The 17170-nt window shown below is 70.9% G+C and carries 19 protein-coding genes; 10 read left to right on the plus strand and 9 right to left on the minus strand.

Translation table 11 applies throughout. The annotated features are described in order from the left end of the window. The first annotated feature begins 16 nt into the window (after positions 1–16). Entirely contained in the window at positions 17–1126 is a 1110-nt protein-coding gene (locus tag DI276_RS40130) for a lycopene cyclase family protein (protein ID WP_112273725.1), read from the plus strand. On the opposite strand, the gene DI276_RS40135 is transcribed toward DI276_RS40130, so the two are convergent. The 4 genes from DI276_RS40135 to DI276_RS40150 form a co-directional block, all read right to left on the minus strand. Then, positions 1116–1742, minus strand: a complete 627-nt coding sequence (locus DI276_RS40135; protein WP_157985270.1) for an ABC transporter permease subunit — start codon at positions 1740–1742, stop codon at positions 1116–1118. The genes DI276_RS40130 and DI276_RS40135 overlap by 11 nt on opposite strands. 162 nt (positions 1743–1904) lie before the next feature. Continuing rightward, positions 1905–2792, minus strand: coding sequence for an ABC transporter ATP-binding protein (locus tag DI276_RS40140; protein ID WP_112273729.1), 888 nt, complete (start codon positions 2790–2792; stop codon positions 1905–1907). Beyond that, positions 2789–3391, minus strand: coding sequence for a hypothetical protein (locus tag DI276_RS40145; RefSeq protein ID WP_112273731.1), 603 nt, complete (start codon positions 3389–3391; stop codon positions 2789–2791). The genes DI276_RS40140 and DI276_RS40145 overlap by 4 nt, the downstream gene beginning before the upstream one ends. After that, the gene (locus DI276_RS40150; protein WP_112273733.1) at positions 3339–4031 is read right to left on the minus strand and encodes a universal stress protein; all 693 of its coding nucleotides are present in this window, start codon (positions 4029–4031) and stop codon (positions 3339–3341) included. Before DI276_RS40150 ends, DI276_RS40145 begins: the two co-directional genes overlap by 53 nt. Positions 4032–4184: 153 nt before the next feature. On the opposite strand from DI276_RS40150, the gene DI276_RS40155 reads away from it, so the two are divergent. Beyond that, positions 4185–5558, plus strand: coding sequence for an MBL fold metallo-hydrolase RNA specificity domain-containing protein (locus DI276_RS40155; protein ID WP_112273735.1), 1374 nt, complete (start codon positions 4185–4187; stop codon positions 5556–5558). A gap of 4 nt (positions 5559–5562) precedes the next feature. On the opposite strand, the gene DI276_RS40160 is transcribed toward DI276_RS40155, so the two are convergent. Continuing rightward, the gene (locus tag DI276_RS40160; RefSeq protein ID WP_112274069.1) at positions 5563–6567 is read right to left on the minus strand and encodes an Acg family FMN-binding oxidoreductase; all 1005 of its coding nucleotides are present in this window, start codon (positions 6565–6567) and stop codon (positions 5563–5565) included. A gap of 140 nt (positions 6568–6707) precedes the next feature. On the opposite strand from DI276_RS40160, the gene DI276_RS40165 reads away from it, so the two are divergent. Then, positions 6708–8387, plus strand: coding sequence for a GAF domain-containing sensor histidine kinase (locus tag DI276_RS40165; RefSeq protein WP_112273737.1), 1680 nt, complete (start codon positions 6708–6710; stop codon positions 8385–8387). Here the strand turns inward: DI276_RS40165 and DI276_RS40170 are convergent. From DI276_RS40170 to DI276_RS40180, 3 genes are all read right to left on the minus strand, one after another. Further along, a complete protein-coding gene (locus DI276_RS40170; RefSeq protein ID WP_112273739.1) occupies positions 8384–9040 on the minus strand; it encodes a response regulator in 657 nt (218 codons plus the stop codon). The two genes, DI276_RS40165 and DI276_RS40170, sit on opposite strands and share 4 nt — an antisense overlap. A gap of 81 nt (positions 9041–9121) precedes the next feature. Then, complete coding sequence (locus DI276_RS40175) at positions 9122–9355, minus strand: SHOCT domain-containing protein (protein ID WP_112273741.1); 234 nt, start codon at positions 9353–9355, stop codon at positions 9122–9124. 7 nt (positions 9356–9362) lie between these two features. Beyond that, positions 9363–9632 carry a DUF1876 domain-containing protein gene (locus DI276_RS40180; RefSeq protein WP_112273743.1) on the minus strand — a complete coding sequence of 90 codons (270 nt, stop codon included), beginning with the start codon at positions 9630–9632 and terminating at the stop codon, positions 9363–9365. A gap of 126 nt (positions 9633–9758) precedes the next feature. On the opposite strand from DI276_RS40180, the gene DI276_RS40185 reads away from it, so the two are divergent. From DI276_RS40185 to DI276_RS40195, 3 genes are read left to right on the plus strand one after another with little or no spacing between them, the layout of a single operon-like run. Continuing rightward, positions 9759–10451, plus strand: a complete 693-nt coding sequence (locus DI276_RS40185) for a hypothetical protein (RefSeq protein ID WP_157985271.1) — start codon at positions 9759–9761, stop codon at positions 10449–10451. Positions 10452–10476: 25 nt separating this feature from the next. Beyond that, positions 10477–11046 (plus strand): CBS domain-containing protein, encoded by a 570-nt coding sequence (locus DI276_RS40190; RefSeq protein ID WP_112273747.1) that lies wholly within the window; start codon positions 10477–10479, stop codon positions 11044–11046. Next, positions 11046–11924 carry a universal stress protein gene (locus tag DI276_RS40195; RefSeq protein WP_112273749.1) on the plus strand — a complete coding sequence of 293 codons (879 nt, stop codon included), beginning with the start codon at positions 11046–11048 and terminating at the stop codon, positions 11922–11924. Before DI276_RS40190 ends, DI276_RS40195 begins: the two co-directional genes overlap by 1 nt. Positions 11925–11991: 67 nt before the next feature. Here DI276_RS40195 and DI276_RS40200 read toward each other — a convergent pair whose 3' ends face one another. Beyond that, positions 11992–12381 carry a universal stress protein gene (locus DI276_RS40200; protein ID WP_112273751.1) on the minus strand — a complete coding sequence of 130 codons (390 nt, stop codon included), beginning with the start codon at positions 12379–12381 and terminating at the stop codon, positions 11992–11994. Between the two features lie 122 nt (positions 12382–12503). On the opposite strand from DI276_RS40200, the gene DI276_RS40205 reads away from it, so the two are divergent. The 4 genes from DI276_RS40205 (at position 12504) to DI276_RS40220 (ending at position 17157) form a co-directional block, all read left to right on the plus strand. Then, a complete protein-coding gene (locus DI276_RS40205; RefSeq protein WP_112273753.1) occupies positions 12504–12719 on the plus strand; it encodes a DUF1918 domain-containing protein in 216 nt (71 codons plus the stop codon). A gap of 3 nt (positions 12720–12722) precedes the next feature. Continuing rightward, positions 12723–13937 carry an MgtC/SapB family protein gene (locus DI276_RS40210; RefSeq protein ID WP_112273755.1) on the plus strand — a complete coding sequence of 405 codons (1215 nt, stop codon included), beginning with the start codon at positions 12723–12725 and terminating at the stop codon, positions 13935–13937. A gap of 76 nt (positions 13938–14013) precedes the next feature. Then, on the plus strand, positions 14014–14529 hold the full coding sequence (locus DI276_RS40215) for a universal stress protein (protein ID WP_112273757.1): 516 nt from the start codon (positions 14014–14016) through the stop codon (positions 14527–14529). 33 nt (positions 14530–14562) lie between these two features. Then, complete coding sequence (locus DI276_RS40220; protein ID WP_112273759.1) at positions 14563–17157, plus strand: bifunctional acetate--CoA ligase family protein/GNAT family N-acetyltransferase; 2595 nt, start codon at positions 14563–14565, stop codon at positions 17155–17157. Positions 17158–17170: the final 13 nt, after the last annotated feature.

The raw sequence follows: 17170 nt of genomic DNA on the forward strand, positions 1-17170 counted from the left end.
CGCACAGAGTGGTGGTATGACGCGCATCGTGATCGCAGGAGGTGGCCTCAGCGGGCTGAGTCTCGCGGCGCACCTCGCGGTGATGGACCACCGGCACCCGGTGATCGTGGTCGACGACGGGCGCGATCCGTTGAGCGCCAAGGCTTGGGCGTCGTGGAGCGACCGGCCCGGGCTGCTGGACGCGGCTGCCTGCCGGTGGTTCGACCGGATTCGTGTGCACGTGAACGGCACCACGAAGGTGTTGCGGCTCGGCCGCTACCGGTACCGGGTGGTGCGGGGCGACGACCTGGCCTCCGTGGTGCGGAGGTTCACCGATCCGTTGCGGCACTTCACGTTCTACGAAGGTCATGTGGATCGGATCGCGGATGACGGAGTGGTGGTTGACGGACAGCACTTGCGGGCCCGGTGGGTCTTCGACAGCGTGATCGGTCCGGCGGAGGAGCCGCCCGCGGACGCACTCCTGTCGTTCCGGGGATGGCGGGTGCGGGCCGAACGGGCGGCCTTCGACGCGGAGATACCCACACTGTTCGACTTCCGGACGTCACAGGCGCGCGGGGCGAGCTTTGTGTACGTGCTGCCGGGCGACGCTCATCACGCACTCGTGGAGCACACCTCGTTCATGGCGCCGGACGCGACAACTGACCAAGCAGCGCAACGAGAAGCTCTTGCCGAGTACCTTGCGGACGTCGGCCAGTACGAGATCGAATGCGAAGAGCACGCGGTGCTTCCCTTGCGCGCCCGGCAAACCCCGCGCAGGAACGGCAACGTGCTCACGATCGGTGCCAAGGGCGGGCTGCTCAAGGCATCCACTGGATTCGGCTACCAGCGCGTCCAACGGGACAGCGCCGCGATCGCGGAGTCGTTGCACGAGTACGGGCACCCGTTCGCGTTGCCGGCGGAATCAGCGAGGTTCCGGTTGTTCGACGGCGTGTTGCTGGACGTCGTGACGCGGGAACCTGCCCAGCTGGAACGTGCGTTCGGCGCGTTGTTCCGGTACCGCACCGCGGAACCGGCCCTGCGGTTCCTCGACGAGGCCACGACGTCACCACAGGAATGGCGGTTGTTCGCCGGGATGCCGGCGGCGACCTACCTGGCCGCCGCACGGCACCGGCTGGTCAGCTCCTGATCTCCCGGCGTTCGAACGCCGCCGCGGCGCCCACGACGAGCAGGCCGGTGAGCACCACCAGGCCGGCGAGTCCCAGCCAGTTCGGATCGCCGGTCAGCGCCTCGTTCACCCCGGCGTGGTGGAACGGAGACAGCACTCGCCACGGGCGCAACCCGTCAGCGAGCGCGGACAGGGCGTCCAGGAGATAGCTGAACAGGGCCAGGCCCACGGACACCCCGATCGCCAGGCCGCGCCGTCCGGTCAGCGCACCGATGAGCAACGCGGTGGCGCCGAACGGCAGTGCCACCACCGCGCTCGCCAGCACCGCGGCCAGCAGGTCCTGCCACGGCACGCCCAGTCCCGCGGCCGCGCTGCCGGCCACGAGCACGACGGCGAACGCGGCGGTGACGATCGCGACCGCGGCGAGCACGGCGGCGGCCTTGTCCAGCACGAGGCGGGTGCGGGAGATCGGGTTGGCCAGCAGGAGGTCCATCGTGTGCTCCTGCTCCTCGGCCGCGGTGGCCCTGGCGGCCTGCCCGATCGCGATGCCGAGCAGCACCAGCGGGGCGAGGAAGCCGAACACCTCGCCCTGCAGGTACCCGACGCCGCTGGCGAGGGACTGCTGGACGTTGAACAACGCCTTGAACGCCTCGGGATAGGAGTCGAGCAGCTTCTCGAACTCCCGGCCGCGTCGCGGACAGCGGGGTAGACCGCGAGCTGCAGCAGCACGCTCGCGACGAGCGCGACACCCCAGCCGATGATGCCGGACCGGTTGTCGCGCAAGGACTTCGTCATCAGCTCAGTCGTCATCGCCGCGCTCCTCGGTGTAGTGCACGAAGATGTCCTCCAGGTCGGGCTCGTGGCTCGTCACGTTGAGCAACGAGAACCGGGCGGCCGTGCGCACGAGCTCGCCGACGGCGCCCGAGACGCGGCACCGCACCTCGTTGCCCGTGGCCTGCACGGCCTGCACACCGGGGATCCCGCTGAACGTCGCCGCCGCGACCTCCTCGGCGAAGGTGAACGTCAGCTCCCGCAACGCGTTCGCCTTCAGCGACGCGACGGTGTCCTCGACGACGAGGCTGCCCGCGAGCAGGATGCCGACCCGGTCGGCCACGTGCTCCACTTCGGACAGCACGTGCGAGGAGAACAACGCCGTGCCGCCGCCGTCGATGTACTCGCGCAGGTACGCGTGGAACTCCCGTTGTGCGAGCGGGTCGAGGCCGGACGCGGGTTCGTCGAGGATCACCAGGTCGGGCCGGTGTGCGAACGCCTGCACGAGACCGAGCTTCTGCCGGTTGCCCTTGGAGAGCTCGCCCGTGCGGCGGTCCAGGTCCAGGTCGAGGCGTTTGGCGAGGGTCGTCGCCTCTCCGAGGTCGGCGTGGTCGCGCAGGGCGCCGCAGAAGCGCAGGTAGTCGGCGCCGGTGAGACGGTCGTAGAGCACCAGCTCGCCCGGCAGGTAGCCGATCCGGCCGCGCAGCCGGGGCGACATCGGCTCGCCGAACAGCGTGATGCTGCCGCGCGTCGGCCTGATGACGTCGATGAGAAGGCGGAGCGTGGTGGTCTTGCCCGCTCCGTTCGGTCCGAGCAGCCCGTAGACCTCGCCTTGGCGTACTTCCAGGTTCAGGTCGCGCAAGGCCGTCGTTCTGCCGTAGCGCTTGGTGAGCTGACGTGTGCTGATGACGTTCATCGCAGACTCCCCGCCTCGGCGGAGTGCTTGACAGTCCGCAGGACAGCGCGACTGATGACCCCGATGAACGGCGTGCTGATCCGCCAGTAGCGGCGGAAGCTGAGCCACGCGTGCGGATCCGTGAGCACGACCCGCATCTCCGCGCTGACGAGCGAGCGCCGCTGGCCGTACGGGAGCACCGAGAGCGAGCAGACGACCTTGGCGTAGCCGGGTTCGGCGAAGTCCATGAAGTCGCGTGCCTCTTCCACGGGCACCCACTTGACGATCGGCTGCCAGACCTTGCCGATCGCGCCGAAGACGATCTCCTGGCCGGGTTGCTCGCCCAGGAGAACCCAGTCCGAGCCCGCGGCGAGGTCGTTGATGGTCAGACGCGTGCGCTGCCGGGGTGTCCGGCGGTTGCGCTCACGCCACGTCTCGGGCAGCTCGCGCAGCCGGACCGCGGCGGTGACCAGGAAGCCGTGCAGGTCGGTCAGGTCGAGGTCGTGCACCGCCTGGAACGCCGACGTGGGATCGGCGTCCACGACCACGTGGTCGGTGCGGCCGAACTCAAACCGAGGTGCGAACTGGTCGGCGAGGAGCGGGGACGGAAGGGGTGCCACGGCGTTCCTCCTGTACGGGTCGGTGCACCACGAGAACGGGGCACGGGGCGTGGTGGAGCGCGGCCCTGGTCACGGCCCCGCAGGTGCGGGTCTCACCAGGTCCGACGACGAGCAGGTCGCTGTCGGTGCAGCGGCTGATGGCCTCGTGCGGTTGACGGCGCACGAGCACGGCGGTGTGCGGGAACCCGCCGAGCGACGCGGACGAGCGGGCGAGGACCCAGCTGTGGTCCTCGTCGAGGTCGTCGCGCAGGACGGGCAACGGCGCGGCGTGCAGCACGCGCAGCACGGCGCCCCGCCGCAGAGCGAAGGCCGCTGCGGCGGCGAGCACGAAGTCGTCGTCCGGACCGCCGCTGACGAGCGCGGTGACGCGGCCGTGCTCGCCGCGCAACGCGGCCGCCGTCCCGCGCACGACCACCGTGTCGCAGGACGTCGCGTACACGGTGGGCAGGACGTGCCTGCCGAGCCCGAGCGGGGAGCTGCTCCGGCCTTGGTAGCCCAGGACCACGAGCTGGGCGTGGAAGTGGTCCTGCAGCCGATGAGTCTCCACCTCGGCGCCGACCAGTTCCGCGTGCGCACGCGCCCAGCGCGCGGCCTCCTCGTCCCACGGGGAGCCGTCTGCGATCACCACGACAGGTTCCATGCCTCCACGGTCGCCTGGCCCTCTCTCCCGGCACAGAGCGCAAAGCAAGGCGCTGAACCGGGACGAAGGTCCCGATACCGCAGGGTCACGTGCCGCTGGGTGCGACGCCGGGAAAAAAGGACCGTGTGACCGGTGAGCACGAGGAGGCAGACGATGAGCACCCTGACGTTCCTCGGTGGCGCGGGCACGGTCACCGGCAGCAAGTACCTGTTCGACACCGGCGGCTCGCAGGTGCTGGTGGACTGCGGGTTGTTCCAGGGGCTCGCGCCGCTGCGGCGGAGGAACTGGAAGCAGCCCCCGCTGGACCTCGACCGGCTGGACGCGGTCGTGCTCACCCACGCCCACCTCGACCACTGCGGCTATCTGCCGGTGCTGGTGCGGCACGGGTGGCGCGGGCCGGTGTTCACGACCGAGGGCACCGCGGACCTGGCCGCGATCGTGCTGGCCGACAGCGCGCACCTGATGGTGGAGGAGGCGCGTCAGGCCAACGAGGCGGGCTGGTCCAAGCACCGGCCCGCGCTGCCGCTGTACGACGCGGACGACGCCGAACGCGCCATCCGGCTGTTCCGGCCGATCGACTTCAACGCGGTCCGCGCCATCTCCGACGGAGTCGACCTCGAGTTCGGCCGCGCCGGGCACATCCTCGGATCGGCGTGGGCCCACCTGACGCTGGGCGATCGCAGCGTGGTCGTGAGCGGTGACCTGGGCAGACCCGCACACCGGGTGTTGCTGCCGCCGCAGCCGAGGCCGGCGTGCGACGCGTTGCTGATCGAGTCGACCTACGGCGACCGCGGGCACGACGACGCCGCGGCGGTCGCGTTGTTCGCGGACACCATCCGCCGCACGGCCGCGCGGGGTGGCAGCGTGCTGATCCCCGCGTTCGCGGTGGACCGGACCGAGGTGATCCTGATCGAGCTGGCCAAGCTCGTGCGCGCGGGTGAGATCCCCGACCTGCCGGTGTTCGTCGACAGCCCGATGGCGCTCGCGTCGCTGCGCGTCTACCGGGAGGCGGTCGCGAAGAGCTGGTCGGAGATCCGTCCCGAACTGATGCACGGTGAGGACGCCTTCGACCCCGGACACCTCGCGGAGCTGCACACCGCCACCCAGTCGATGCAGGCCAACGACCCGAAGAGGCCGTCGATCATCATCTCGGCCTCCGGCATGGCCACAGGTGGGCGGGTGCTGCACCACCTGAAGTCGATGCTGCCCAACAACCGGCACACGATCGTCGTCGTCGGCTACGCGGCGGTCGGCACGCGGTCACGTCAGCTGGTGAACGGCGCCCGCGAGATCAAGATCCACGGCCGGTACGTGCCGGTGAAAGCCGAGGTGCAGGTGCTGGACGCGTTCAGCGCCCACGCCGACGCGGACGAGCTGCTCGCGTGGGCGGCCACTGGGCCCCCTCCGGCCACCACCTACGTGGTGCACGGCGAACCGGAGGGATCCGAGACGCTGGCCGAACGGCTGGAGACCGAGCACGGCTGGACCGCAGTGGTCCCGCGCGACGGCGAGCGAGTGCTGGTGTGAGGCCTCAGGTCGTCGAGTCGGACGACTCCAGCAACAGCTCGGCGATCGGACGCCGTGGCGTCGCGGGGACGGGGGAGCTGTAGCCGATGCGCAGCACGGTCTGCGGAACCAGCATCCCGCCGAGTTCACGCCGCAGCTCCTCCCGCACGCCGGCCACCTCGATCGGCTGGGAGAGGAACGACGCGGACAGCCCGAGCGTGGTCGCGGTGAGCAGCACCCGCTGCATCGCCTGACCGGCCTGGAGCTCGCCGAGCGGACCGTTGTAGTGCGAGCACACGACGAGGACCAGGGGGTTGGACTCGTAGTCCTTGCCGGGCAGCCGGTCGTGGTCTGCTCCGGGGTGGAAGTCGCGGAACGCCCACTCGTCCTGGGCCGCGGGGCGGACGCCGGCGGAGGCGGGTGGGACGCCGTCGCCCGCACCCGGCCGATGACCGGTGAAGGAGCGCAGCTCGGCCTGGACGTCCGGATCGGCCAGCTGGATCTGGTGGGCGCGCCGCACGAAGTGCTTCATCCGCGCGACTTCCTCGCGGGTGGCGACGACGTGCAGCCACGAGCGTTCCAGCTCGGCGGCCCGCACCAGCGCATGGCGCTGCCGTCCGTCCACTCCGGACTCGAAGAACGGGCGGCGGTTGGTCCGGCGGGCGGGCACGGCGCGCAGCAACGCCCGCATCTCGTCGTCCGGACGCACCGTCCCACCACGGCGGACCGTCGCCAGGGCGCCGGGTGCGGCCTGTCCAGGCAGGAGAGTGACCAGCGGGCGCACCCCGAGTCCCTGCAACGCCACCCGGAGGTTGAACAGCGCGGCACCGCAGGACAGTCGCAGCTCACGTGCGTCGGGATCGGTCGCGATGAGCTTGCGCTCCATGTCCGCGTGCAGCTCGATGCGGTCGGGCAACAGCCGGAACCGCCATGGCTGGGTGTTGTGCACCGACGGCGCGAGCGATGCGGACTCGAGCATCGTCCGCACCTGGTCCGGAGCCAACCCCAGCGCCGAGGTCACCTCGGTCATCAATTTCACCTCTATGTCGTGCCGGTCGATCGTGGTGCGATCCACCTTCACCAATGGGGGAGCGGTACCCCACAGCCGAAGGTCCCAACCTGACCGGGACTGCTTGGCGCCGCAACGTCCTGTGGGGCAGAGTGTGATCCATGAGTGGTTCAGCAGAGAGCCGGGCGCGCAGCCTGCTCGGAGGGTTGCGCCTCGACGAACTGCTCGACGAGATGCGAGACCGGCTGGCCGAGATCGGCTCCACCCGGGACAAGATGCAGGGGCTGCTCGACGCGGTCCTCGCGGTCGGCGCGGGACTGGAGCTCGACTCGACCCTGCAACGCATCGTGCAGGCAGCCGTGGAGCTGGTGGGTGCGCGCTACGGCGCGCTGGGAGTGCTCGGGCAGAGGGACAACCTCTCCCAGTTCGTCTACGTCGGCATCGACCCCGAGACCCGTTCGAACATGGGCCATCTGCCGGAGGGCAAGGGATTGCTCGGGTTGCTCATCAAGGAGCCGAGGGCGATCAGGTTGCACGACCTCGCCGAGCACAAGGCTTCGGTGGGTTTCCCGCCGAACCACCCTCCGATGCACAGCTTCCTCGGTGTGCCGGTTCGCGTGCGGGACGAGGTGTTCGGCAACCTCTACATGACCGAGAAGAAGGACGGCAGCGACTTCACCGCGGACGACGAGGTGGTGCTGGAGGCGTTGGCGGCGGCGGCCGGTGTGGCGGTCGAGAACGCTCGTTTGTTCGAACGGTCGCGGATGCGCGAACGGTGGCTCGAGGCGACGGCGGAGATCAACTCGCAGCTGCTGGGCGGCGCGTCGGCCGATGACGCTCTGCACCTGATCGCTCAGCGCTCCGTGGAGCTGACCTCCGGCTCCAGCGCGCTGGTGCTGCTGACCGATGGGGCGGAACAGGGGCTGCGAGCTGCTGCCCAGGCCGGCGTGGCGCTGGTGGGCGGCGTCATCGACCCGCAGGGCACCCTGCTGGGCGAGGTTCTGGAGACGGCGGCGCCCGCGCTCGCCGAGGCGGTCGAGGGACTGTTCGGTTCCGAAGGAAACGAGCTGGGTGCCTGTGTGATCGTGCCGATGCGCGCCGGTTCGGCGGTGGCGGGCCTGTTGGTGTGCGTGCGGGAGAAGGGCGCCGCGCCGTTCAACGCGGATCTCATGCCGCTGCTGGCCTCGCTGGCCGACCAGGCGGTGGTGGCGCTGGAGTTCGCCGAGAACCAGAAGGCGCGCCGGCTCGTGGACGTGCTGGCTGACCGCGACCGCATCGCCCGCGACCTGCACGACCACGTGATCCAGCGGCTCTTCGCCACCGGCATGAGCCTGCAGGGCTCGCTGACCTGGGTGAACCACCCCGAGGCCCGCAAGCGGGTGCAGAAGGCCGTGAACCAGCTCGACCAGACCGTCCTGGAGATCCGCACGTCGATCTTCGACCTCCAGGCCGACATGGGCGACACGGGGCTGCGCCGCCGGCTGCTGGACATCGTCGCCGAACTCACCGAGGGTGCCGAGCTGACGCCCGCCGTGCGGATGAGCGGCACGATCGACAACCTCGTGCCCGACCACATCGGCGAGCACGCCGAGGCTGTGGTCCGCGAGCTGGTCAGCAACGCGCTGCGGCACGCCCGAGCCACCAACCTCACGCTCACCGTGGAGGCAGGTGACGCGCTGGTCATCACGATGGTGGACAACGGAGTCGGCATGCCTCCGCACGTCGCGCGCAGCGGTCTGCGCAACCTGGAGCAGCGCGCGGCGGGATACGGCGGCACCTGTGCCGTCGCGGACGAACCCGGCGGCGGCACGCGGGTGACCTGGCAGGTCCCTCTCGACTAACCGTCCTCGCGCGGCGCGGGCGGCGCGGTGAGCTTGGACGCGAGCACGGCGGCCTGCGTGCGGCGCTCCAGGCCGAGCTTGGCGAGCAGGTGGGACACGTAGTTCTTGACGGTCTTCTCGGCCAGGAACATCTTGTCCGCGATCTGCCGGTTGGTCAGGCCCTCGCCGATCAGGTCCAGCACCGTGCGCTCCTGCTCGGTGAGGGAGCGAACCGGGTCGCCCTGCTCGCGTTCGCGGCGGATCCGGTTCAGCAACGCCGCCGTCGACCGCGCGTCCAGCAGGGACTGCCCGGCCGCGACCGTCTTCACCGCGTTGGTCAGATCGCTGCCCACGATGCGCTTGAGCACGAACCCCGCCGCACCCGCCATGATCGCGTCGAACAGCGCCTCGTCGTCGGTGAACGACGTGAGCATCAGGCACTTGAGGTCAGGCAGCCGGGACATGAGCTCACGGCACAGCTCGATGCCGTTGCCGTCGGGCAGCCGCACGTCGAGCACGGCCACGTCCGGTGCCACGGCGGGGATCCTGGTGAGCGCCTCGGTGACCGAGGAGGCCTCACCGACGACCTCGAGGTCCTCGGAGGCGCTGAGCAGTTCCCTGATCCCGACACGGACCACCTCGTGGTCATCCACCAGGAACACACGCGAGACCACCGCAAACCACCTTTCGTCCGCTGACAACACAATGGACGATCCTCTGGCCAGACGCACCCACACAGGGTCCAAAGACTCTGATCAACGAGTGCTCAGGGTCTTGCGCACGCGATCGAACTCCTCGGTGTCGATCTCGCCCCTGGCCAGCCGTTCTTCCAGAATACGCAGCGCGGAGCCGCTCCGCCCGCCCTCGTTGACCTTGCGGAGCACCAGGACGCCGACCACGGCCAGCGTGCCCCAGAACAAGATCATGCCGAGGGTCATCATGACGATCCCGCCCCAGCCCATCGGGGCGTCGCCGTAGTACCACATCATGGCCGCCTCACTCGCTCAGTCGGGCAGGCGTCCGGGTGACGCCCTCGATGTCGTTCGCGGCCGCGTCGAGCAACTGGTGCGCGAGGTCGGCGAGCGCGCGGGACGCGGCGAGCTCGTCGCCGATCTCCGGGACGTCGCGGTCCGCGGGGTTGAGCCGTGCCGTCCCGATGCCGACCAGGTGGGTCGGGTCCTGGGTGTGCAGCCGGGCCTCGGCCCTGGTCCGGCCCTCGTGCTCGTCGATGAGGAGCTCGACGCTCCACTTCTTGGCGGTGCTCATGAATCCTCCTCGTCCGGGGCTTCCAGGTTGCGACGTCGTGCGCGGGCTGGCGCAGAGTCCAAGGGCCCGTGCCGGGCGAGCCGGTCCGCCCTGTCGGCGAGCAGGCCGCGGGCGGATCGTCGAGGCATGAGTTGGAATCCGGCGGAGGCAGCGGAAATCGTTGAGGCGGCGCGGAAAGCGCCGGTGTACAGCGGGATCAGGCCGTGGGTGCTCGAGTTGCACGGCCGGTCGGTCTACCTGTACGAGGTGGCGCACAAGTCGTTGCACGACCCGTTGGGCATGGATCGGCTGCTGTCCTGCGGAGCCGCCCTGGAGCACATCGTGCTCGCGATCAGGGTCGCCGGCTGGCACGCGAAGGTCGTGTTCCCCTCCGACCACGCGAACCCGGACCTGATCGCGGTCGTCAAGGCCGACCGCCGGCAACCTCCGGGAGCCGAGGAACTCGCGCAGCACCAGGCGATCCGGCTGCCTGGCGGCACCGGCGACGGCGACGCGCGTGACCTGGTGACGGCCAACCACTGGGCGGGTACCGAACTGCACCGCGTCGCCGACGACACGCTGATCGTCGTCACGGTGGGAGACGGGCGTCCGGACCACGTGCGGGGCGGGGCGGCGCTGCAGGGAGCAGTCCTGGCCGCCCGCTCCACGGGGGTGCGGGTGCGGCCGGTGGTCCACCTCATGCACCGCCAGCAGTGGCGGGCCGGCCTGATCGAGCAGTACGAGCTCGCGGGGTTTCCGCAGGCCCTGTTGCACGTGGGTGCCAAGGACCCGGACGGGGCGGGACCAACGACCGCGTCCTCGTGCGCGGCGCGTTCCTAGCGTCGAAGGCGGAAGGGAGAACGCCATGCGCGCTCGCGACATCATGACCAGCCCGGCGATCACGGTGAAACCGGAGGTACCCGTGCGCGGGGCCGCGGCGTTGCTCGTGTCGCACGGCTTCACCGCACTACCGGTCGTCGACGACGACAAGAGGCTGATCGGCATCGTCACCGAGGCCGACCTGCTGCGCAACGGATACGGCGACGAGGCGGGCGGCTCCCGCGTCGGCGACGTGATGACCACCCCTGCGGTCGCAATGGACCGCGACGCCCAGGCATCGGTGCTGGCGCGTGCGATGGTCGACGACCGCGTCCGCTGCTTCCCGATCGTGGACGGTTCCGAGGTCGTGGGCGTCGTGACGCGGCGCGACCTCGTCCGGGCGCTGGCCAGGACGGACACGACCGTCGCGGCGGAAGTCCAGCGCGTGCTCGACCTCTACGCCGGCGGAAGTCGCAAGTGGACGGTCGTTGTGCGGGACGGCGAGGCGGCGATCGGGGCCGAGAACACCGATGAGGAGACCAGGAACGTTCTCGTCGCACTCGCGAAGTCGATTCACGGCGTGCTGCGCGTGCGCGTGCTGACAGGAGGAAAGTGATGAAGGGACCCGCCGCTCCGGTCGTGGTCGGTGTCGACGGCTCGTCCTCGGCCCTGGCCGCGGTGAAGTGGGCCGCCGCCGAGTGTGCCCGCCACCACGCCCCGCTGCGGCTCGTGCACGGGTACGCGCTGCCGACCCGCGGATACCCCGAGATGGTCATGACGGGCAACGAGATCCGGCACGCGATCGAGGAGCAGGCCGACGCCTGGCTCACCGAGGCCGCCGCTGCCGCCCGTGGCGTCGCACCGGACGTCGAGGTGACCACCGAGCGGTTCTGCGAGTACGGGACGACACTGCTGATCGCCGAGTCGCGCGACGCACGGCTGATGGTGCTCGGCTCCCAGGGGCTCGGAAACATCACGGGTCTGCTGGTCGGCTCGACCGCGCTCGCTCTCGCGTCCCATGGCAAGTGCCCGTTGGTGGTCGTGCGTGGCACGGAAGTGCCGGACGGACCGGTCGTGGTCGGTGTCGACGGTTCCCCGACGAGCGAGGCGGCACTGGCCTTCGCCTTCGAGACGGCGTCTGTGCGCGGTGCGCCGCTGACCGCGTTGATGTGCTGGCAGGACTTCATGGTGGAGAGCGCGTACACCGCGTCGCGGTTCACCGTGGACTGGGGCCAGGTCGAACAGGACGAGCGCAGGGCGCTGGCCGAGCGCCTCGCCGGGTGGCAGGAGAAGTACCCGGACGTGGTGGTCAACCGGGTGGTCCTACGTGATCGGCCGGTGCGGGCGCTGATGCGGTACGGGGCCGAGGCTCAGCTCGTGGTCGTGGGCAGCCACGGGCACGGAGGGTTCGCCGGCATGCTGCTGGGCTCGACGAGCCAGGCACTCGTGTACAACGCGCCGTGCCCGTTGGCGATCGTGCGGCCGGGCGACTGACCCAACGTTGATGAAGGGCTCTTTCCTCGACCTCGTCGAGGAAAGAGCCCTTCATCAACATGAGGCGTCAGTGCACGGCACGTCGCGGGATGACGACGACCGGGCATTGCGCGTGCCGCAGGCAATCCGCGGCGACGCTGCCCAGCACGGCCCCGGCGACCTTCCCACGTCCCCTGGTTCCCACGACGAGCAACGCGGCGTCCTGGGACGCACGGGCGAGCTGGCGTGCCGCGTCACCCACCACGACCGTCTCCGCGACTTCGGCGGCGCCGGGCACGAGGGCGCGAACCTGCTGCACGGCAGCGTGCAGTTCCTGTTCCGGGTGCTGTGCCGGCATGTCGCCGTGCGGGTTGAAACCCATGGGCGAGGCCGGCACGAACGCGGGCTCCGCGCGGTGGGCGAGCACCGCCTCCACGCGCGCGTTGCGTCGCGGCGCCTCGTTCAGCGCCCAGCGCAGGGCCTAGGTCGTACCCGCTGGCAGGGACCAATGTCACGAGACCGGCGAGCCGATCCGCACTGCTGTCGCACGCGCGCGAGGCGAACCCTCGATCGCACAGGACCGAGTGAAAGGCGGGCGTCATGAAGGCGAAGGCGGGTGACTGGCTGGTCGTCAAGGGCCCGGTGGTGGACCACGGCGGACGGCGCGGGCAGATCGTGCGGCTGCGGCACGAGGACGGCAGCCCGCCGTACGTGGTGCGGTGGCTCGACACCGACCACGAGGCGCTGGTGTTCCCCGGCCCGGACGCGCACGTCGTCACGGCCGAAGACGAGGCCGCGCGCCTCCACGTGAGCTGAGTCGTGGACACCGCTGTCGCGCTCGGTCACCTCGCGACGGCGCTCGCGATCGGGCTGCTGCTGGGAGTGGAGCGCGAGCACGACAACGCGAAGGACTCCACCAGACCCGCGGGGTCGCGGACGTTCCCGCTGATCGCAGTCGGCGGCGCGGTGAGCGCCGCGGTGTCACCGGTCGCGCTCGGTGTCGCGCTGGCAGCGGTGGGCGCTCTGGTCATCGCCTGGTACCTGCGCACCACCGAACCCGGTGCGACGACGGAGATCGCCGCCATCGCGACGTTCCTGCTCGGCGCGCTCGCGTGGTCGCGCCCGGAGCTCGCGGTCCCGGTGGGAGTGGCGGCCGCGGCGTTGCTGGCCGCGAAACGGCCGTTGCACCAGTTCGCGCGCAAGGTGGTGAGCGATCAGGACGTGCGTGACGCGATGATGCTGTTCGTCGTCGCGTTCGTCGTGCTGCCGTTGTTGCCCAATCGCCCGCTTGGCCCGTACGGGGTGCTGAACCCCGCGAGGGTGTGGTGGCTCGTCATCGCGGTCACGGTCATCGGCTGGGCCGGCTACGTCGCGGCGAGGGCGTTCGGAGAGCGCTGGGGGCTGCTGGTCACCGGGTTCGCCGGCGGTTTCGTCTCCGGTTCGGCGACGACGGCGGTGATGGCGCGGAAATACCGGGTCGTCGGTGCGGCGGCGTTTCCCGGAGCGGTGGCGGTGAACCTCGCGACGCTCACGCAGATCCTCGCGGTGATCGCGGTCGCGAGTCCTCCGGTCGCCCTGAGACTGCTGCCCTCGATCGGCGCGGGCTTGGTCGTGCTGCTGGCCGAGGTCGCGTGGCTGGTGTGGCGCACGAAGCCCGCCGACGTGGAGAACGACGAGCCCGTGGTGAGCAGGCCGATGTCGCTCAAGGCGGCGCTGTCGCTGGCGGCGGTCCTGGTGCTGTTCCTGGTGGCCACCCGTGCGTCGGCGGAATGGCTCGGTGGCGGGGGAGTGGTGGCCGCGGGCGCCATCGGTGGCCTCGCGGACGCGCACGCCGCGGCGATCGCGGCCGCTTCGCTTGCGCCGCAGTCGATTCCGGTGCGCATCGCGGTGATCGCGTGCGGCGCCGCGCTGGCCACGAACACCGTCGTGAAGCTGGTTCTGGCCACCGTGACGGGCGGGCCGAGGTTCGCGCTGCGGCTCGGCGCGTGGCTGGCCCCGGTCGTCGCCGCGGTGGCACTCGGGATGGCCTGGTAGTCCAGGACGAAGGTCCCGAACGCGGAAGGACCCCGGACACTCACCGCCTGCGGCGCTGACCGCGAGGCTGAAGTGCATGAGCGAGAACGATTCCCGGCCCATCGTGGTCGGCGTGGACGGATCCCCGGCCGCACGGGAAGCGCTGCGGTGGGCGGTGGAGGACGCCCGGCGGCGCGGCTGCCGGGTCGAAGCGGTCTCCGCGTGGCACATGGACTACGGCATGATCGTCGGCCCGATGCCCGCCGAGATCGGCATGCAGCTGACGCCGGCGAGCAGGCAGGCGGCCCAGCAGGCCGTGCTGGACGGCGCGGTGGAGGAGTTCGCCGACGCCGGGATCCTGCGGGTGCTCGTGGAGGGCGACCCGAGGACCGTGCTCGTCAAGGCGTCCGAGGACGCGCAGCTGCTGGTCGTGGGCAGTCGCGGGCACGGGCCGATCGTCGAGGCGCTCCTCGGCTCGGTGAGCTCGTACTGCGTGCACCACGCCGCGTGCCCCGTGGTCGTGATCCGCGCGCCGAAGGTCGAAGCCGAGACCGAGACCGTGCCCGGGCACCTCCGGCAAGCCGTGCCGCTCACCCCCGGCCCCCTGCTCTGACCGCTCGCGGATCTCCGCCGAGGAAGGATCGACATGACCCCGTCACAGGCACCCGTGCGGGCACTGCTCACGAACGGAACGGCCGTGACCGTCCGGGAGCTGGGGCCTTCTGACGTGTCGGCGCTGCTGGAGCTGCACCGGTCGTTGCCGGTCGAGGACCAGTACCTGAGGTTCTTCAGCACCTCGCCGCGGCAGCTCGAGGACTTCGTGCAGCGGATGGTGTCCCCGGACGTACCGCGCCACGTGGTGCTGGGCGCTCTGCGGGGCGACCGGTTGCTGGGCGCGGGGAGCTACGTCGTGCTCGGCGACACCGACTGCGCCGAGGTCGCGCTGGTCGTGTCGCACGCCGAGCAGACGCACGGCATCGGCACGCTGCTGCTCGAGCACCTGGTCTCCCTGGCCCGCAGCCGGGGCGTGCGCCGGTTCACGGCGGAAGTGCTCGCGATGAACTTCCGGATGCTGCGGGTGTTCACCGACATGGGTCTGGTGTGGACGGTCGTGCCGGACGGCGACGTCGTGCACGTCGACCTCGGCCTGGAGGCCTGCGACCGCTATCTCGACGCGATCGCCGAACGTGAAGCCGTGGCTGATGTCGCGAGTCTCACGCACGTGTTGCGCCCTGGATCGATCGCCGTCGTGGGCGCGAGCCGGTCGCCGGACTCGGTGGGCCACGCGGTGCTGCGCAACCTGGTGAAGGGGAACTTCGCCGGTGACCTGTACGCGGTCAACCCGCACGCGAAGTCCGTCGCGAACGTCGAATGCTACGCCTCGGTGACCGCGTTGCCCGAACCGCCAGAGCTCGCCGTGCTGTGCGTTCCGGCCAAGGCGGTACCGGGCGTGGCCGACGAGTGCGGGCGCCGCGGCGTGCGAGCCCTGGTCGTCATTTCGTCCGGTGTGGACGCTGACGAACTGAGGAAGGTCATGCACCGCTACGACATGCGGTTGATCGGCCCGAACTGCCTGGGCGTCTCGACGAGCTCGCCCGCGGTCCGGATGAACGCCACCTTCGCCGCCCACAGCACCCTCGCGGGCGACATCGCGCTGGTGACCCAGTCCGGCGGCATCGCGATCGGTGTGCAGGAGGAGCTGCGGCGCCTGGGACTTGGGCTGTCGAGCCTGGTGTCGACCGGCGACAAGCTCGACGTCAGCGGCAACGACCTGCTGATGTGGTGCGAACACGACCAGGAGACCCGGTTCGTCGCGCTGTACCTGGAATCCTTCGGCAATCCCCGCAAGTTCGCCCGGCTGGCCCGGCGCGTCACCCGCGACAAGCCGGTGCTTGCGATCCGGTCCGCCACCAGCGACGCAGGACAGCGCGCCGCCGCCTCGCACACCGCCTCGACCGCGACGCCCTCGGTCACCAGGGACGCGTTGTTCCGGCAGGCCGGGGTGATCGCGGTGGACAGCGTGCCGGAGCTCACCGACGTGCTGATGGCGCTGAGCTGGCAACCGCTGCCGAAAGGCCGGTCTGTCGCCGTGCTGAGCAACGCCGGCGGGCTCGGCGTCCTGGCCGCGGACGCTTGTGTGCGCGAGGGACTGCACATGGCGGAGCTCTCCGAGCAGACCGTCGCCGCGCTGCGCAAGCTGGTGCCACCGGCCGCGAGCGCGCACAACCCGGTGGACACGACCGCCGTCGTGGACGACGCGACGTTCGCCAGGTGCCTGGACGTCATCGGAGCCGATCCCGCCGTCGACGCCGTGATCACCGTGACCGTGCCGACCGCACTCGGCGACCCCACCGGCGGCGTGCACCGCGCCGAGGGCAAGCCCGTGCTGGCCGTGCGCACGGGTCAGACCGAACGCCTCGCGGACGAGGTGCCGTGCTACGCCGAACCCGCCCGCGCGGCCGCCGCGCTCGCCAGGCTGGCCGAGCGTGCGGACTGGCTCGCGCGGCCCGCGGAGTTCCCCGAGCTGGACGGCGTGGACCTGACCACCGCGCAGGCGATCGTGGCTCGCCGCGGCGAGGGGTGGCTCACGCCGGACGAGGTCGTGACGCTGCTCAAGGCGTTCGACCTGCCGGTGCTGGGCGGCACGTTCACCACGACGGCGGAGCACGCGGTGTCGGCGCAACGCGCGTACGACGCCCCGGTCGCGCTCAAGGCCGTCGCCGACGACCTGCTGCACAAGAGCAAGGGCGGCGGTGTGGAGCTCGGTGTCGCCGATGCCGCCGGTGTGACGGAAGCGTTCCGCGCGTTCCAGGAACGCTTCGGCGACCGGTTGCGCGGGGTGTTCGTGCAGCCGATGGCCGGCGGCGGCAGGGAGCTGCTGGTCGGTGTGGCCACCGACGAGAAGTTCGGCCCGCTCGTCGTGACGGGACTGGGCGGGGTGGACACCGACGTGATCGACGACCGTGCCGCCGCGCTGGCGCCACTGTCCACAACGGACGCAGATGGTCTGCTGCACAGCTTCCGCGCGGCCGGTGCCGCGCTGGCGGACGCCGACAAGGAGTCCGTGCGCGACGTCCTGCTGCGGGTGGCCGCCCTCGCGGCGGCGCTGCCCGAGGTCGTCGAGCTCGACATCAACCCGCTTGTCGTGTCGGAGAAGGGATGCCTGGTGGTGGACGCCAGGGTCCGCGTCGCTCCGGCACGGCGGACCGACCCGTTCCTGCGGCGGTTGCGGACCAGCTGACAACACGAGACGA

This window comes from Lentzea terrae (assembly GCF_003265345.1).
Taxonomy (GTDB): Bacteria; Actinomycetota; Actinomycetes; order Mycobacteriales; family Pseudonocardiaceae; genus Lentzea; species Lentzea terrae.

Excerpts from the sequence above, each read along its gene's own strand:
- DI276_RS40130 (WP_112273725.1), top strand. The coding sequence starts at position 17 with ATGACGCGCATCGTGATCGCAGGAGGTGGCCTCAGCGGGCTGAGTCTC.
- DI276_RS40140 (WP_112273729.1), bottom strand. The coding sequence starts at position 2,792 with ATGAACGTCATCAGCACACGTCAGCTCACCAAGCGCTACGGCAGAACG.
- DI276_RS40150 (WP_112273733.1), bottom strand. The coding sequence starts at position 4,031 with ATGGAACCTGTCGTGGTGATCGCAGACGGCTCCCCGTGGGACGAGGAG.
- DI276_RS40155 (WP_112273735.1), top strand. The coding sequence starts at position 4,185 with ATGAGCACCCTGACGTTCCTCGGTGGCGCGGGCACGGTCACCGGCAGC.
- DI276_RS40160 (WP_112274069.1), bottom strand. The coding sequence starts at position 6,567 with ATGACCGAGGTGACCTCGGCGCTGGGGTTGGCTCCGGACCAGGTGCGG.
- DI276_RS40165 (WP_112273737.1), top strand. The coding sequence starts at position 6,708 with ATGAGTGGTTCAGCAGAGAGCCGGGCGCGCAGCCTGCTCGGAGGGTTG.
- DI276_RS40175 (WP_112273741.1), bottom strand. The coding sequence starts at position 9,355 with ATGATGTGGTACTACGGCGACGCCCCGATGGGCTGGGGCGGGATCGTC.
- DI276_RS40180 (WP_112273743.1), bottom strand. The coding sequence starts at position 9,632 with ATGAGCACCGCCAAGAAGTGGAGCGTCGAGCTCCTCATCGACGAGCAC.
- DI276_RS40185 (WP_157985271.1), top strand. The coding sequence starts at position 9,759 with ATGAGTTGGAATCCGGCGGAGGCAGCGGAAATCGTTGAGGCGGCGCGG.
- DI276_RS40190 (WP_112273747.1), top strand. The coding sequence starts at position 10,477 with ATGCGCGCTCGCGACATCATGACCAGCCCGGCGATCACGGTGAAACCG.
- DI276_RS40195 (WP_112273749.1), top strand. The coding sequence starts at position 11,046 with ATGAAGGGACCCGCCGCTCCGGTCGTGGTCGGTGTCGACGGCTCGTCC.
- DI276_RS40205 (WP_112273753.1), top strand. The coding sequence starts at position 12,504 with ATGAAGGCGAAGGCGGGTGACTGGCTGGTCGTCAAGGGCCCGGTGGTG.
- DI276_RS40215 (WP_112273757.1), top strand. The coding sequence starts at position 14,014 with ATGAGCGAGAACGATTCCCGGCCCATCGTGGTCGGCGTGGACGGATCC.
- DI276_RS40220 (WP_112273759.1), top strand. The coding sequence starts at position 14,563 with ATGACCCCGTCACAGGCACCCGTGCGGGCACTGCTCACGAACGGAACG.